Source organism: Pseudaeromonas sharmana (genome assembly GCF_042649925.1).
In the GTDB taxonomy this organism is placed as follows: Bacteria; Pseudomonadota; Gammaproteobacteria; order Enterobacterales; family Aeromonadaceae; genus Pseudaeromonas; species Pseudaeromonas sharmana.
In genome coordinates this window covers 160,869-176,061 of record NZ_JBHSAF010000007.1, presented here as the reverse complement: position 1 = coordinate 176,061, position 15,193 = coordinate 160,869, and the positions used below count along the sequence as shown (strand labels likewise).

The window sequence follows — 15,193 nt, the reverse complement described above, 5'->3', positions numbered from 1 at the left end:
GATCAGGCGATCTGACCGAGCACCTTGTCGAGGATGGCCAGCCCTTCGTGTACCTCGTCGGCACTGACGGTGCAGGGCGGCACCACATGGATGCGGTTGTCGACGATGAATGGCAGCAGGCCTTCGGCAACCAGCTGACTCTTGATGGCAGCCATGGTGGCGGCCGGCAGCGGCGTGCGGCTGACCGGATCGGCGACCAGCTCCAGCGCCCAGAACACGCCCAGACCGCGCACTTCACCGATCAGCGGGTACTTGGCGGCCAGCGCCTGCAGGCCGGGGCCGAGCAGCTGTTCGCCGATAGCGGCGGCGTTTTCCACCACCTGCTCCTCGGCCATCGCATCCAGGGTGGCGACGATGGCGGCCATCGCCAGCGGGTGACCCGAGTAGGTCAGGCCGCCGGGGAAGTAGCGGTCGTTGAAGAACGCGGCGATCGGATCGGAGATCAGCACGCCGCCGGCCGGTACATAGCCGGAGTTGACCCCCTTGGCGAAGGTGATCAGATCCGGCTGGATGCCGAAGTGTTCAAAGGCGAACCAGCGGCCGGTACGGCCAAAACCGGACATCACCTCGTCGAGGATCAGCACGATGCCGAACTCGTCGCACAGCGCGCGCACGCCCTGCATGTAACCGGCCGGTTGCACCAGTACGCCGGCGGTGCCGGGGATGCTCTCCATCAGAATGGCGGCGATGGAGGCGGGGCCTTCGCACTCGATGATGCGGCGCAGGTGGGCCAGCGCCCGGCTGCACTCCTCGGCCTCATCCTGGGCGCCGAACTCGCTGCGATACAGGTAGGGGTTGAAGAAGTGGACATGACCACGGGCATACTCGTTCGGCAGGCGGCGGAAGTCGCCGGTGGCGACGATGGCAGCGCCGGTGTTGCCGTGGTAGGAGCGGTAGGCGGAGAGCACCTTGTCGCGGCCGGTGTAGAGGCGGGCCATGCGGATGGCATTCTCGTTGGCATCGGCGCCGGCATTGGTGAAGAACACCTTGTTAAAGCACTCCGGGGCCCGTTCGACGATACGCTTGGCCGCTTCGCCGCGTGCCAGGTTGGCGGTCGCCGGGGCGATGGTGGTTAGCTGGCCAGCCTGTTCCTGAATCGCGGCGATGACTTTCGGATGCTGGTGGCCGATGTTGGTGTTGACCAGCTGGCTGCTGAAGTCGAGGTAGGTCTTGCCGTCGTAGTCCCACAGCCGGCAGCCGGCGCCACCGGCGATCACCAGCGGCTTGAGTGCGCTCTGCACCGACCAGGAGTGAAATACATAAGCCCGATCCAGGTCATAGACATCGCTGTTGCTGACCGCCAGTTCGCATGAGAGTGCCTGATTCATTGAATTATCCTCGTGTCCGGTGAGTGATGTCACGCCCTGCGCCGGGGGGATAGAGCGCACGGCGCGCCCAGCACGCCCCTGGCATGACATTCCATAACGGGGGGTGAGCCTGCCACTCCCCAGTGGCTCCAGACTAAGAAGGCGGCGCGGCGACCGGTAGAGCCAGTTGTCGGCAGTCGCCGTGTCAGATGGCGTGGCCAATCGCGGCCACGCGCATGCCGCCCCGGTGTTCTTAGCGTGCGGCCCGTGCCGTGGCGCGAGCCTGTGTCCCATGGGTGGCGCGGATCTGGCCCTATGGCCAGGCACGGCCGGCCCGTAGAGTGGGCACAGATGACAGGATGTGACGGGAGAGGCGCATGGTGGCCGCGGCGATGTTGGCCCTGCTGGCCGGGGTAGTACGGGGATTTGCCGGTTTTGGTTACGCGGTGATCGTCGTGCTCGGCCTGAACCTGCTGCTGAGCCCGCAGGCGGCGCTGGCGACGGCGATTCTGCTCGATCTGGCCTGCTGCCTGGGGCTGTTGCGTGAGGCCGCCGCCCACTGCCACCGGCCCTTGCTGGGGCGGCTGTTGTTGGGCATGTTGCTGGCGCTGCCGGCCGGCTTGTGGTTCGTCAGCTGGTTGCCGGCCGGGGTCATGGCGCAGCTGGTGGGGGGAATATCCCTGCTCGGTGGCCTGTTGCTGCTGCTGAACCGGCCGCTACCGGCGCTGGCACAGCGCTTTGCGATCAGTGCCGGCATCGCCTCCGGGCTGGCGATGACCACCGCCTCGGCCGGTGGGCCGCCGCTGATGGTCTATTTGCTGAACCAGCCGCTACCCGCGGCGGTGCAGCGAGCGACGGCGATCCTGTTTTTTGCGCTGTGCAGCGCGGCCGTGTTGCTGGGGTTAGGCTGCAGCGGTTTGCTGGGTGGCGAAGTGTGGCACATGGCGGCGCTGATGCTGCTGCCGTCACTGCTGGGCAACCAGCTGGGGCAGTGGCTGTTTCGCCGCTACCGGCCCCAGGGTTTTCGTCGTGGCGTGGCGCCACTGTTGATGTTGATGTCGTTGTGGGTGTTGTTGCGTTAGGCTGGCAGCCCCATGCGGATCGTTTTTGGAACACGGGACAAGGAGTACCAGATGACTGATATCGTCTTTATTACCGGGGCTACCTCGGGTTTTGGTCGCGCCGCGGCGCGTCGTTTTGCCGCCGCCGGCTGGGGGGTGGTCATCACCGGCCGGCGCGAGGATCGCCTCCAGGCGCTGGCCGATGAGCTGGGCGCCCAGGTGCCGGTGCACTATGCCAGCCTCGATGTGCGTGACGCCGCGGCCGTCAAGGCGGTGGTGGCGGCGCTGCCGGCCGAGTTCCGCCAGGTGAAGTGTCTGCTGAACAACGCCGGACTGGCGCTGTCGCCGAACCCGGCCCAGTCCGTGGATCTGGACGACTGGCACACCATGATCGACACCAACGTCAAGGGGTTGGTCAACGTCACCCATGCGCTGCTGCCGACGCTGATCGCCACCGGTGCCGGCGCCAGCATCATCAACATCGGCTCCATCGCCGGCCAGTGGCCCTATCCGGGCAGCCACGTCTACGGCGGCACCAAGGCGTTCGTCAAACAGTTCAGCTACAACCTGCGCTGCGATCTGCTGGGCACCGGCGTGCGCGTCACCGATCTGGCCCCCGGCATCGCCGAGACTGAATTCACCCTGGTGCGCACCAAGGGCGATCAGGCGGCGTCGGATCGCCTGTACCGCGGCACCACGGCGCTGTCGGCCGAGGACATCGCCGAACAGATGTTCTACATCGCCACGCTGCCGGACCACATCTGCATCAACCGCGTCGAAGTGATGCCCACCCGCCAGGCCTGGTCCGCGTTCGCCATCGATCGGGACTAAGCCTGGTCGCCAGCGCCTCCGCTAGTCGTTGACGGCGGAGGCGCTGGCGAGCAAAAGGTTACTGTGCATCCAGCCAGTTCATCCATTCGCTGAGGGTGTCTCGGATCGGATCAAGGGGAGTCTGTAGTGGCCATGTGCCGATGACAAAACGGTTATTATCGACAATCGGCGTCTGCAGACGTTGAGCGATCCGGTTACCGAGAAATTGCTGTGAGGTCTGGTTGCGACCAAAGAGTTGCAGGGTCCAGCCGTCAGGCTTGATATAGAGATCGAAGGCGATCTTGTGGCCCGTCAGCACGAAATCATGCACCAGACAGTTGCTGGCATAAATCCAGCGTTTATCTAACTGAGTCAGGTGCTTAATCCCGTCATCCATCTGTTGTTGCAGCTGAGTCAGCTGTGACGCCAGTTTTCGTTGAAAAGCGGTGTACTCCTGTTGTAACTGGACCAGCATCGGGTGGTGTTCAATGAAAAATTGTTCACGCTCAGTGAATTCCATCGCTTCGTTTCCTGTTGCTGTAGTGACCGTCATCAGGTCATAGAGATAACTCAGCCATTTTTGTGTCGTTGCTGAGGCATAAAAACCCAGCAGGCGTTTTACCTCTTGCCAGAGCTGCCCGTAGGTTAGGTTTTTGAAGCCACTATCTGGCGGCAAGGTGAGTGGCCGCGGACTTAGTACCAGATAAATCGGTTGCACATCAGGATCGGCGAGGTGTTGAACAGTCTCGCGGTAATCGTTCAGATCGTTATTCAGCCCATGAAAAATCTTGTTTTCGATGGCAATCAGGTAGCGGTCGGTCTTTATCAGCAAGTCGAGGCGGCCACCTCGCAGGGTTGAATATTCACGCCAGATATTTTGAAGTTGCACTGGTTCGGTTTGCGGGTAATCCAGCGCGTTGAGCAGCCCATCTAATAGCAAACTTCCTAGACCGTGTTCGCGTTGCGGGTCGAAATAGAAGGCCAGCACATTACTGCAGACATTTTCGTAATGCGGGTAGCCGGAAACGTCAAATATCGTGGTGTCGGCCTGGGTTCGTGGGAGCGCGGCATAGGTCAGCAGCAGCGTTAAATAAGACATAGGCATAGTCGGTTGACTTAATTTAAATGTGAGATGAAGTATGTGTATCGATTATTTGTTCATACATGCTAGGTGTTTTTATTTAAATCAGTCCAGCTCGATTCACCGATGAATGGTCTGGTCATAAATTCTTTTGTGATGGCTGAGCGCAGCTCTACATATCGACAGGTGGCTATTCCTAACTGCTTGAATGCTTGTTTAGCTGATTTCTTTGTTTCAAATACGGCTACGCCAAGTGTTGAGAGTTCAGCCAGCGTTTCTGGATATAGAAGTAATGAGCCATCAATATCATATTGAGCAGAATGAAGCGCAGCCAGCTTCCAGTCAGGATGTAAAGACAAAACGTCGAAACAATAGAGTTGCGGTTGTTTTGTGCTGGTGTTGGATATAACCCAGGGCATACGTTTCCTTGAGCGTAATGTAAATTGAACTGAATTTGCGAGGCCAAATATTTACCGAGGTGGTATTTCCTCTTGGACTGAAATAATCCACTTCCGACCAATCGACAGCATTAACGTCGCGCGGTAAACGTTGGGCTTCATTTCATTCAGCCCAACCTACGTGCTGGTCGGGTGCTGATGCCTCAAGTGCGAGGGATGAATGCGTATTGGCAAAGCAGAATGCCCAGGCCTGCTCGCGTGCGGCGCGGGGCAGAGGATAGTTTGGATGTGGCAAAAAATAGATCCGAGCGCCCCCTTTTAAATACGCCTTGCAGGCTGTGTAAGTGAGGGTCCTGGTACCCGATTGCCAACGGATAGCAGTAGTCTGGATATCTTCCAGCAGATCCTGCTGGCACAGGCTGGCTTTTAGCTGTGCGGAAAAGCCAATCAGGTAAGAGGGTTTTAATATTGCGACCAGGCGGGCAAAGATCGGCTGACACAACTGGAGATCATGGGTAGAGATTTGTGATGCCCGTTGTGAACGGAAAAAACAAATATTGCTCTGGCTGATCGCCCTTAATTCGTCATCGCCCAGAAAACGCGATAAATACGGCACAACCCTGCGCAACGAGGCCAAATCCTGTTTCAGGAAATTTTCGGCATTAATGCCGGTTGGCGCATTGAAAACATAGTCGGCGCGAGCGCCCCAATTAAATCCGACAATCAAGGGACGATTGGCGACGAGCGGCGAAGTCAGCAGTTCATAATGCCATTGCACATGATGCCGAGCACAATATTGTTTGATATCCGACTGTGCATATGCCAATGCCAGATCAGCCAGCAGTACTTCCAATTCTTTTTTGATATTTACCTACGTGCTGTGATGTAAGCAGGAATCATTGACCTCAATTTCGGTTAGTGATGCGTGTCCACTAAAGCGGGGCAAGTTCATGAATCATTAAAATCTATATTTAAGTTAACCAGGTTTTTCAATTTTACGACATTAAGTGATATTAACTTTTGCTGGCTTACAGCCATATAGACCTCATTAATTGATAAGTTGCATAACTTTTACTTAAATGGCGGCACGTAGTGCCGTCCAGTTTCAAGTTTTTGTTATGCCTGTGCTGGACTTGTTTCTCTTCTCAATTTTAAAGTGATCAAATCGCCAACAACCATATATGTATAAACGACATAGCGATCTGCTTCTTCTTTTGACACAATTTCAGAATGAGAACCTTTTTGAGCCGCTTGAAAAATAGCATCTAATCGCTCACCAAGATATTTCATATGAGATCCAACGATTTCTTGAAATCGCTCAGATTGGGTATTTTCTTCTACATAAGCAATTATTCGGTTTATATATGCATCAGGACCCAGCTTTATAATTCGCTCTTTACCACCAATATTTTTGGTTATATCTGCTCTCGAAGGATATAAAACATCAGCTAAATCTTGTAAAACACGACGACAACTGTGAACGGCATTAGCCCAATCTTCAGTATTTTCAGAGTCTAAATTGTCATAAATGGCAGTAAATTTCTTAACTGCATTTGGAGTTAGATTCGCGATATTGGTGTCTACTACAGACCTTATTCTTGAAAAGCTATCTTCTGTGACTGATGAATAACGTAATTCATAATAAACATCACTCAGGTATTGGTATATATATGCTCTACGCTGCCCTATTATTTTAGCCGTTTCACTTATTGAGCTAATTGTTTTTGTTCGTTCGAAACCATTGCCAACCACAGGTGATATGAATTGATTTGGATTACTCGAGCTAATGGAGATATTTGGATCAACTGCAGAGCGCAGACGTTCTTTAGCTGCTTGGTTTTCACTTTCTAGCTGTTCAATAGATTTTAATATAGCATATTCATTTATTTCTTCTTCCTTTTTTTCTTTTACTATTCTCTTCGCTTTAACTGCTAATGACCATATCTCAGGTTGAACACCAGTTGGTTCCGAAGGATAACCGCCAGCTTCAAATAACATGATCTGTTGCATATCAAAATCACCAGTTATTCTAGCAATCCGGCTTGCTTTCAATGCAATTGACGTTAAAGGTGCTTCTGATAATTCAAGTTCTCGAAGTGCTTCTGATGCAATGAGTAAAGCTTCTTTTAATATTTCAGATTTGGTTGTCATGGCTTAGTCTCGTGGAATTATCTATCTTTTAGGGCATAACGCCTCAATAACAGGCGCGCTTTAGCGCGTCCGGCGCCGAAGGCGCGAAGTTGATTGATTTGTTAGCTGTGTCCATGCTAAATGGCCTATTACTCTATATAAGCTTGTGCTCTAAAAGAGCATCCTCCCACAATTCATGTTTATGCTCACGAAAATAGCCACTGACTATTTCTTGAATCTCCACCGATTGGAAATCATTTCTTTCGATGGCAGAAATGAGAAGCTTTGATTTTTCGTCATCCATTTCAGTTATTGCTGCTTTAGGCTCGCAGCAACCATAACCGTCGTAGGATATACGCACTAAGTAGAGAGAACCTTTTTCACTTAGTCCAAAATCGGCAAACACCGAATCATCTTGCAATGCCAGCCCGTAATTACATGGGCGTGTCGGCATTAACTCACATCTTCGGATATCCATCGAGCACTCCTGTACAGCTAACATTTTAGTTATGGGGCGCGCGGCTTTATGCGCGTCCCAGTGAGCGAAGCGAACGACTTAAACTATTGGTTAGGCGCTTTTGCCCCAATCGGCCAAGACGTCAGAAAAGCTTGGAATATCTATACTGCCTTCTATATCCATGCATGAATAACCAAAGCCATCATCTGAAAGAGCTTGTTTTAAACTATCTAGTTTTTTCCAATCAGGATCTATAACCATCCCTGATTTTTCGCCATAACCTCGAATCAAACATTGGAACGTGTACACGGTGTTATTATTTTTGTATTCAAACGGAAAAATCATATCTAATCCGTAAGTATTCATTAATTGCATGACCTGATGATGCATGTGATGGCCTAACGTTCAAAATCACCGGTCTCGCGCGGCTTTTCGCGCGAGGTCCGGTGCATTGCAGGGTTGGGCCTCGGCGGAATGGTCTTGGATGTACTTGTCCATTGGTTCAGGCAACAGCTCATCATTGATACGGAGCACCGCCCTCAACAGGTACTCGCGAATGGCGGACCGAGGTTTCTTATCTCCAGCGCTGTCGATTGACTCGAAGACGTCGGAAAGAATCAACTCCAATCGATTGCAGATGTCTGGGTTGGCGCGCCGATCGTAGATGATGTCTTCTATGACGTGATGCTCTGTCGGCTTGTTGCCTCTTGAGCATGGGCAAACACACAGCCGTGATCCCTGATAGAACTGGCCACCATTCCAAACGTAGTCGGCACTTCGATAAGGGATGTGCAAACCATACGAATTGCTTGTTGGGTACTCACTATGAGACCGGTTGGAGCAGTCGCCGTGCCGTATAACGACAAGTAAGCCAAATTCCTTCGCAGCCGCAAGGTACTTCGCAAACAGCTTCTTCAATCGATTCTTCGTAACATAGTTCGGCGTCGTGTTATCCCAGAATAGACTGTGAGCAGAATTTTCTACGCCGGTAACTATTTCCAGGATTTCACTACGCAAGGCTACGTAATAATCAAAGAGGCTCATGCATAGCTCCTAAGAGGCCCAACAATCTTTTTTAAGTGGTGAAATGCCATATATCGTGAACATTCTTGCCATCTATCACGCAAGCGCTCTTCGAGATGGCACTCCTATCCCGTTATCGCTGCTCAGTTTTTGCAGCAGAGCAAACTGGTGGCTGGATAGGCGGCATAATCGCCGCCTAGCGCACATATGGACTCACTAGGGCCGTTAGCGAGCAAAGCCTGGCAAACGCGCTGGCTACCGCCCCTGACTTGCGGCTGTCACAACGCCGATGGGTGGGATGGCGGCGCTGTCTGTCAGTGCCAACAGGCACCTTGCGCTTTTTGAGTCTCTAGGCTAGCGCAATCGTTTTGCTGATGGAATGGCCTCGTTTGGCCAAGATCATGTTTTATTAAGTTTTTATTCAATAGGGGATGTTTGCGCAGGTCACCGCCACCGGCCACCAACAGTGCTTCGGCCGAGGCGTGGATGGCACGCCTGTCGCGAGCTGCGCTGGCTCCTACAAATCAAAGGTTGTTATGCGGGAAACGTCGGGCTGCGCTAAACGCTCGGCAGCAAGCTGCCAGAGGTTGAGTGGCTTGAGCTCTTGCTGTTGGCTTGGGCTTGGGCTTTTGACGTTGGTGCCGTGTGCCGGGCCGAGAGGAGGGGAACCTGCAGCCGGTAAGCGGTCAGGATGAGCGCGCAAGGGCGATCCACGGCAGGGATGGCGTGTAGCGCCCGGCCGGTGCAAGGTGCCCCGGAGCGAGGGGCTCTCCCGGCACTCGGCAAGGCCGCGGGATTGTTAAGGGCCGCGGCTTCGGCCCTTAACACGCCCCCGTCGAGCGCCAGGTGAGCAAGTCGCCGTTGCCGACAACGGGCGGAACGGCCCCCGCGATAGTCCGTTCGCCGCCCAGCGACAGGTGGCCATACACGGCGCCCGCGCCAGCGCGGCACGGCCCGCCCGTACACAACCGGAACGAGGCGTGCATGGCACGCCTGTCGCGAGCTGCGCTGGCTCCTACAAAGCAAAGGTTGTTATGCGGGAAACGGCGGGCTGCGCTGAGCGCTCGGCAGCAAGCTGCCAGAGGTTGAGTGGCTTGAGCTCTTGCTGTTGGCTTGGGATTTTGACGTTGGCGCCGTGTGCCGGGCCGAGCGGAGGGCACGCGCAGCCGGTAAGCGGTCAGGATGAGCGCGCAAGGGCGATCCACGGCAGGGACGGCGTGTAGCGCCCGGCCGGTGCAAGGTGCCCCGGAGCGAGGGGCTCTCCCGGCACTCGGCAAGGCCGCGGGATTGTTAAGGGCCGCGGCTTCGGCCCTTAACACGCCCCCGTCGAGCGTCAGGTGGGCAAGTCGCCGTTGTCGACAACGGGCGGAACGGCCCCCGCGATAGTCCGTCGCCGCCCAGCGGCAGGTGGCCATACACGGCGGTCGCGTCCGCAAACAACGGCGGAACGAGGCGTGCATGGCACGCCTGTCGCGAGCTGCGCTGGCTCCTACAAAGCAAAGGTTGTCACGCGGGAAACGGTGGGCTGCGCTCATCGCTCGGCAGTAAGCTGCCAGAGGTTGAGTGGCTTGAGCTCTTGCTGTTGGCTTGGGCTTGGGCTTGGGCTTTTGACGTTGGCGCCGTGTGCCGGGCCGAGAGGAGGGGAACCTGCAGCCGGTAAGCGGTCAGGATGAGTGCGCAAGGGCGATCCACGGCAGGGACGGCGTGTAGCGCCCGGCCGGTGCAAGGTGCCCCGGAGCGAGGGGCTCTCCCGGCACTCGGCAAGGCCGCGGGATTGTTAAGGGCCGCGGCTTCGGCCCTTAACTCGCCCCCGTCGAGCGCCAGGTGGGCAAGTCGCCGTTGCCGACAACGGGCGGAACGGCCCCCGCGATAGTCCGTTCGCCGCCCAGCGGCAGGTGGCCATTCACGGCGGTCGCGTCCGCAAACAACGGCGGAACGAGGCGTGCGTGGCACGCCTATCGCGAGCTGCGCTGGCGCCGACAAAGCAAAGGTTGTCACGCGGAAAACGGCGGGCTGCGTCCAGCGCTGTCGCACCCAACCCAGCCGAACCTACGACCAATAGTTAAAGCGCCGCTGTCCGCGGCGGTCGACATTACTGGCGCACGGTCTGCAGGAACTGCTGTACGCGCTCGGACTTCGGCCGGGTGAAGAACTCCTCCGGCGGCGCCTGTTCGATCAGCTTGCCCTTCTCCAGAAACACCACCTGATCGGAGACGGCGCGGGCGAACTCCATCTCGTGGGTCACCACCACCATGGTGTAGCCCTCCTGGGACAGCTGTTTCATCACCGTCAGCACCTCGCCGACCCGTTCCGGATCCAGCGCCGAGGTTGGTTCGTCAAACAGCATCACCTCCGGGCTCATCGCCAGCGAGCGGGCGATGGCAACGCGCTGCTTCTGGCCGCCGGAGAGGGTAATCGGGTAGTTGTGCTGCTTTTCCAGCATGCCGACCTTCTCCAGCTGGCGGGTGGCGATCTGGTTAGCCTCGTCACGGTGCAGCTTCTTGACGTGGATCAGCGCCTCGGTGACGTTCTGGCGCACCGTCAGGTGCGGCCACAGGTTGAAGCTCTGGAACACCATGCCGACGCGCTGCCGCAGCTGCGCCAGCTGCTTGTTGCCCATCGGCTGCTGGCTGCGATCGTCAATGCCGATGCGCTCTGTGCCGATGTAGATGGCGCCGCGATCCGGCTGTTCGAGCCAGTTCATGCAGCGCAGCAGCGTCGATTTGCCGGAGCCGGAGGAGCCGAGGATGCTGACCACCTCGCCCTTGTTGACGGTCAGGTTGATGTCGCGCAGCACCTCGATGTTATCAAACTGCTTGGAGACCTTGTTTACGGTAATCGCGGGTACGTCAGACATGGCTGAATCCTCGTTGCTTGCCGAAGCGGGCCAGGTGCCGGATGCCGTATTCGATCAGCAGGCTGATGATCCAGTACAGCAGGATGGCAACCAGGAAGGCTTTCATCGGGATGAAGTAGGTGGATTGCACGCTGTTGGCAGCGGCGGTCACTTCCCGTACCGTGATGATGCACAGGAAGGCGGTGTCCTTGAGGCAGATGATCAGCTGGTTACCCAGCAGCGGCAGGCTGCTCATGATCACGCTCGGCAGCAGGATGCGCAGGAACACCAGATGGTGGCGGAAGCCGTGCGCCAGCGCCGCCTCGATCAGCCCCTTGGGGATCACCAGCCGCTGGCCGCGCAGAATTTCACTGAAGTAGGCACCGTGGTACAGCGTCAGTGCCAGCAGGCCGGCGCTGTCGGCGCTCAGACGCAGCCCGCTCTGCGGCAGGCCGTAGTACAGCAGGTAGGCGAGGATCAGAAACGGCACGGTACGCATGGCGTTGATGAACAGCAGCAGCCCCTTGCGCAGCGGATTGAGCGGCCCTTCCAGCAGGTAGAGCAGCACGATACCGAGCAGCAGGCCAAGGACGGCGGCGATGCCGAACAGCTGCAGTGTCTTGAGGAAGCCGGCGATGAAGGTGTCGCGGGCTTGCCAGATGATGGACCATTCGTTCATGGGCTCTCCTTAAACGGCCAGACGGCGCGCCTGACGCTCGGCCAGGCTCTGTGCCTTGACGAGCACGGCGATCATCAGCATGTAGATCAGGCCGGCGCCCAGAATCGGGTACAGGGGTTCATAGGTCACCGAGGCGATGCGGTTGGTGACGCGGGTCAGGTCCACCAGGCCGATGATGGCGATGGCCGGGCTGCCCTTGATCAGGAACGACATCTCGTTGACCAGCGCCGGCAGGCTGACGGTAAACAGCTGCGGCAACATGATGCGGCGGAAGAACACCCACTCGGTCATGCCAACGGCATGGGCCGCTTCGCGCTGATCGCGAGAGAAGTTGTTCAGTGCCGAGCGCCAGATCTCGGCGTTGAAGGCGGCGGTGTTCAGCGTCAGCGCCAGGATGGCGGCGACGTTCTTATTCAGATTGATGCCAATCGACGGCAGCGACAGGAACAGGAACAGCACCAGCGTCACCAGCGGGGTGGCTCGCGCCAGGCTGATGTAGAGCGCCAGCAGCTGGTCGACAACCGGAATGGCCTGGCGACGGATGATGGCGATGAGCAGACCGGCCGAAACGCCGATCAAGATGGCTATCCCGGAGATCCAGACGGTGGTCCAGGCCCCTTCCAGCAATAACAGCCATGCCTTGAGATCCATGGAACGCCTCCTGCGACATAAAAGAGGGTGGAAACAGACCGGCGGCGGAGTGCGTCCTGCACTGCCGGCCGCCGGCGAAATGTGGGCCGCGCACGGCCCGGCGTATTACTTCAGATTGGCCAGCTTGTGGAACTGTTCGACCGTGGTGATGGCACCATCCGGCAGGTTGTCGAACGGCTCGCCGAACCACTTGATCTGCAGTTCGCGCAGCTTGCCGCTCTCCTTGAGGTGCTTGACGAAGCCGTTGAGGAATGCCAGCAGCTCTGGGCTGTTCTTCGGCACCGGCCAGGCGACGAAGCCGCCACCGGAGACGGCTTCACCCTTCTCGAACACGTCGCCACGGGTCTTCACCAGGTCGTTGACCGAGATGACGGCGTTGATCACGTAGTCCAGACGGCCATTGGCCAGGTCGGCGTAGGCTTCCGGGTAGGATTGGTATTCCACCACTTCGCCGAGGGTGCCACCCTTGGCTTCGAGCATCGCCTTGAGCTCGGGCAGACGGGCCAGCAGGGCGCTGCCGGCCTGCACGCCGACCACCTTGCCGCTCAGGTCGGCCACCGACTTGATGCGGTCATCCCCCTTGCGCTTGACGTAGTAGTGCTGGGCCGAGGCTACCGGCGAGACGAAGTTGAACACGTTCAGGCGCTCGTCGGTGACCAGGGCGCCGGTGATGGCGACGTCATACTGGCCGGCGGAAACCGACGCCAGCAGGCCGGTCCACGGCAGTATGCTCTGGTCGATCTTGAACTTGGTGGCGTAGGTCTTCAGCTCCGCCAGTATGTCCTTGTGGAAACCGTCGGGCTGGCCGTCGGTGATGAAGTTGAACGGGGCATAGTCGTCTTCGGTCGCCACTTTCAGCGCACCGCGTGCCTCGATCTCTTTCAGGTCGGCGGCTTGCGCCGTCAGGGTAACTGTCAGGGCCAGTCCGGCCAGAACCGCGGCCATTGCCTTTGCTGCATGTCTCATCTGCTCACCTCACTGTGAAGTTCATACCGGTTAACGCAAACGGCGTGCCAGGGAGCGCCGCTTGCCATGAAAACGATGTTTTTTCGCCCTCTTTTTCACTTCTAACGGCAATGACCCGTTGGCAGATAGAGCCAGATTCTGCTCGTCGATGGGACAGATGGCCCTTGCCTTTTGTCGCAAAGACCACACAGCGGCATGGGGCTTGCAGTGTCTTGGCACATAAGGTTGTACCGAGTGTTGCAACCGGGTGCATTCACGGGCCGCCACAGGGCGTCCGGAGGGAAACAGCGTGATTGAACAGTGTGTCCTGATCGATTTTTCGGCCGACCGCGGCCTGCAGGAGCAGCTGCGCGAAGGGCTGGTGAGCATGATTCTGGCCGGGCGCTTCCTGGCCGAAGAGCCGATGCCATCGTGCCGCAGCCTGTCGGAACAGCTTGGCGTGTCGCGCAACACGGTGGCGCTGGTCTACGAGAGCCTGCGCGACGATGGCTACCTGATCAGCCGGCCGCGCAGCGGTTATTACATTGACCCGCGCTATCTGCCCCGGCCTGGAGCCCCCGAGGCGCCGGTGACCTTGAGCGCGACGCCGGATGCCAGCGCCCCAAATTGGGGCGACATGTTCAAGCTTTGCCCAACGGATCTGGTGGTGATAACCAAACCGGCGCAGTGGATGCGCTATGAGCACCCGTTCATCTACGGGCAGCCGGACACCTCGCTGTTTCCGATGGAGCAGTGGCGCGAGGCATCGCGCAAGGTGATGGGCGGACTGCGTGACCATGACTGGTTGCTGGATCAGGTGGATCAGGATTGTCCGATGCTGATCGAGCAGCTGCGCACCCGGGTGCTGCCCAAGCGTGGCATCACGGCTCGCGATGACGAGATCCTGATTACCCTCGGCTCGCAGAACGCGCTGAGCATGCTGGCGCAACTGCTGATGGACCGTCAGACGCGCATCGGCGTCGAGAGCCCCTGTTTTCGCGAGGCGATCAACACCTTTGCGCTGCAGGGCTGCCAGCTGGTACCGCACCGGGTCGATGACGAGGGGCTGGTGCTGGGGCCGGAGTCGACGGCTTGCCAGTTCTTCTACGTGACACCGAGCCACCAGGCGCCAACCGGGGTGCTGATGAGCAATGCCCGTCGCCAGGCGCTGTTGCAGCAGGCGAACCGTCATAACCAGATCCTGATCGAGGATGACTACGACTCGGAAACCAACATCGAGACCCACCCCAAGCCGGCGCTGAAAGCCCATGATCAGCATGGTCGCGTCATCTATGTCGGCAGCCTGTCGAAGGCGCTGGCGCCGGGGTTGCGCCTCGGCTATCTGGTGGCCTCGGCCGAGCTGATCGACGAGCTGCGGGCGTTGCGCCGTCTGCTGTACCGCCATCCACCGGCGAATATCCAGTACCAGATGGCCTACTTCCTGGCCCAGGGCCACTACGACAGTTACCTGCGCCGCTATCGCGAACACTCCACCTATCGCTGGAGCCTGCTCGGCGAGGCGCTGGACAAGTACCTGCCGCAGTGCCGGCACAACGCCAACCGCGCCAGCGCCTTCTGGCTGGAGGCACCCCCGCAGATCAACAGCCAGAAATTGGCCTGGCGTGCTGCCCATGCCGGTGTGCTGATCGAGCCGGGGCAGGGCCATTTCCTCGAGGCCGATGCGCCGCAGCACTGCTTCCGTCTCGGTTTCCATGCCATCCGTCCGGAGGCGATCCGCCCCGGCATCATCAAGCTGGCCGATGCCCTGGAAAAAGAGCTGCTGCGCTGCGAGCAGGGCTAGGGGCTGGCAACATC

15 protein-coding genes are annotated in these 15,193 nt (G+C 57.9%); 3 read left to right on the top strand and 12 right to left on the bottom strand.

Annotation, left to right across the window (positions count from 1 at the left end; translation table 11 throughout):
• Positions 1–2 precede the first annotated feature (2 nt).
• Positions 3–1,328: an aspartate aminotransferase family protein gene (locus ACFOSS_RS08530; RefSeq protein ID WP_377151881.1), complete on the bottom strand. Its 1,326-nt coding sequence runs from the start codon at positions 1,326–1,328 to the stop codon at positions 3–5.
• 356 nt (positions 1,329–1,684) lie between these two features.
• On the opposite strand from ACFOSS_RS08530, the gene ACFOSS_RS08525 reads away from it, so the two are divergent.
• Complete coding sequence (locus ACFOSS_RS08525) at positions 1,685–2,389, top strand: TSUP family transporter (RefSeq protein WP_377151880.1); 705 nt, start codon at positions 1,685–1,687, stop codon at positions 2,387–2,389.
• Positions 2,390–2,440: 51 nt separating this feature from the next.
• Complete coding sequence (locus ACFOSS_RS08520) at positions 2,441–3,199, top strand: SDR family NAD(P)-dependent oxidoreductase (protein WP_377151879.1); 759 nt, start codon at positions 2,441–2,443, stop codon at positions 3,197–3,199.
• 58 nt (positions 3,200–3,257) lie between these two features.
• Here the strand turns inward: ACFOSS_RS08520 and ACFOSS_RS08515 are convergent, their stop codons facing one another.
• From ACFOSS_RS08515 to ACFOSS_RS08465, 11 genes are all read right to left on the bottom strand, one after another.
• Entirely contained in the window at positions 3,258–4,277 is a 1,020-nt protein-coding gene (locus tag ACFOSS_RS08515) for a PD-(D/E)XK nuclease family protein (RefSeq protein ID WP_377151877.1), read from the bottom strand.
• Positions 4,278–4,345: 68 nt separating this feature from the next.
• On the bottom strand, positions 4,346–4,678 hold the full coding sequence (locus ACFOSS_RS08510) for a hypothetical protein (RefSeq protein WP_377151876.1): 333 nt from the start codon (positions 4,676–4,678) through the stop codon (positions 4,346–4,348).
• Between the two features lie 142 nt (positions 4,679–4,820).
• Positions 4,821–5,510, bottom strand: coding sequence for a hypothetical protein (locus ACFOSS_RS08505; RefSeq protein WP_377151875.1), 690 nt, complete (start codon positions 5,508–5,510; stop codon positions 4,821–4,823).
• Between the two features lie 263 nt (positions 5,511–5,773).
• The gene (locus ACFOSS_RS08500) at positions 5,774–6,808 is read right to left on the bottom strand and encodes an AbiTii domain-containing protein (RefSeq protein WP_377151873.1); all 1,035 of its coding nucleotides are present in this window, start codon (positions 6,806–6,808) and stop codon (positions 5,774–5,776) included.
• Positions 6,809–6,941: 133 nt separating this feature from the next.
• Entirely contained in the window at positions 6,942–7,265 is a 324-nt protein-coding gene (locus ACFOSS_RS08495; RefSeq protein ID WP_377151871.1) for a hypothetical protein, read from the bottom strand.
• A 90-nt stretch (positions 7,266–7,355) separates the two neighbouring features.
• On the bottom strand, positions 7,356–7,634 hold the full coding sequence (locus ACFOSS_RS08490) for a hypothetical protein (protein WP_377151869.1): 279 nt from the start codon (positions 7,632–7,634) through the stop codon (positions 7,356–7,358).
• A gap of 21 nt (positions 7,635–7,655) precedes the next feature.
• Entirely contained in the window at positions 7,656–8,288 is a 633-nt protein-coding gene (locus ACFOSS_RS08485; protein WP_377151867.1) for a hypothetical protein, read from the bottom strand.
• Between the two features lie 2,071 nt (positions 8,289–10,359).
• Positions 10,360–11,124: an amino acid ABC transporter ATP-binding protein gene (locus ACFOSS_RS08480; RefSeq protein ID WP_377151865.1), complete on the bottom strand. Its 765-nt coding sequence runs from the start codon at positions 11,122–11,124 to the stop codon at positions 10,360–10,362.
• Positions 11,117–11,782, bottom strand: a complete 666-nt coding sequence (locus ACFOSS_RS08475; protein ID WP_377151864.1) for an amino acid ABC transporter permease — start codon at positions 11,780–11,782, stop codon at positions 11,117–11,119. The genes ACFOSS_RS08480 and ACFOSS_RS08475 overlap by 8 nt, the downstream gene beginning before the upstream one ends.
• 9 nt (positions 11,783–11,791) lie before the next feature.
• Positions 11,792–12,433 (bottom strand): amino acid ABC transporter permease, encoded by a 642-nt coding sequence (locus tag ACFOSS_RS08470; RefSeq protein WP_377151863.1) that lies wholly within the window; start codon positions 12,431–12,433, stop codon positions 11,792–11,794.
• Positions 12,434–12,538: 105 nt separating this feature from the next.
• A complete protein-coding gene (locus ACFOSS_RS08465; RefSeq protein ID WP_377151862.1) occupies positions 12,539–13,399 on the bottom strand; it encodes a transporter substrate-binding domain-containing protein in 861 nt (286 codons plus the stop codon).
• Positions 13,400–13,688: 289 nt separating this feature from the next.
• Here ACFOSS_RS08465 and pdxR point away from each other — a divergent pair, with 289 nt between their 5' ends.
• Positions 13,689–15,179: a MocR-like pyridoxine biosynthesis transcription factor PdxR gene (gene pdxR, locus ACFOSS_RS08460; RefSeq protein WP_377151861.1), complete on the top strand. Its 1,491-nt coding sequence runs from the start codon at positions 13,689–13,691 to the stop codon at positions 15,177–15,179.
• Positions 15,180–15,193: the final 14 nt, after the last annotated feature.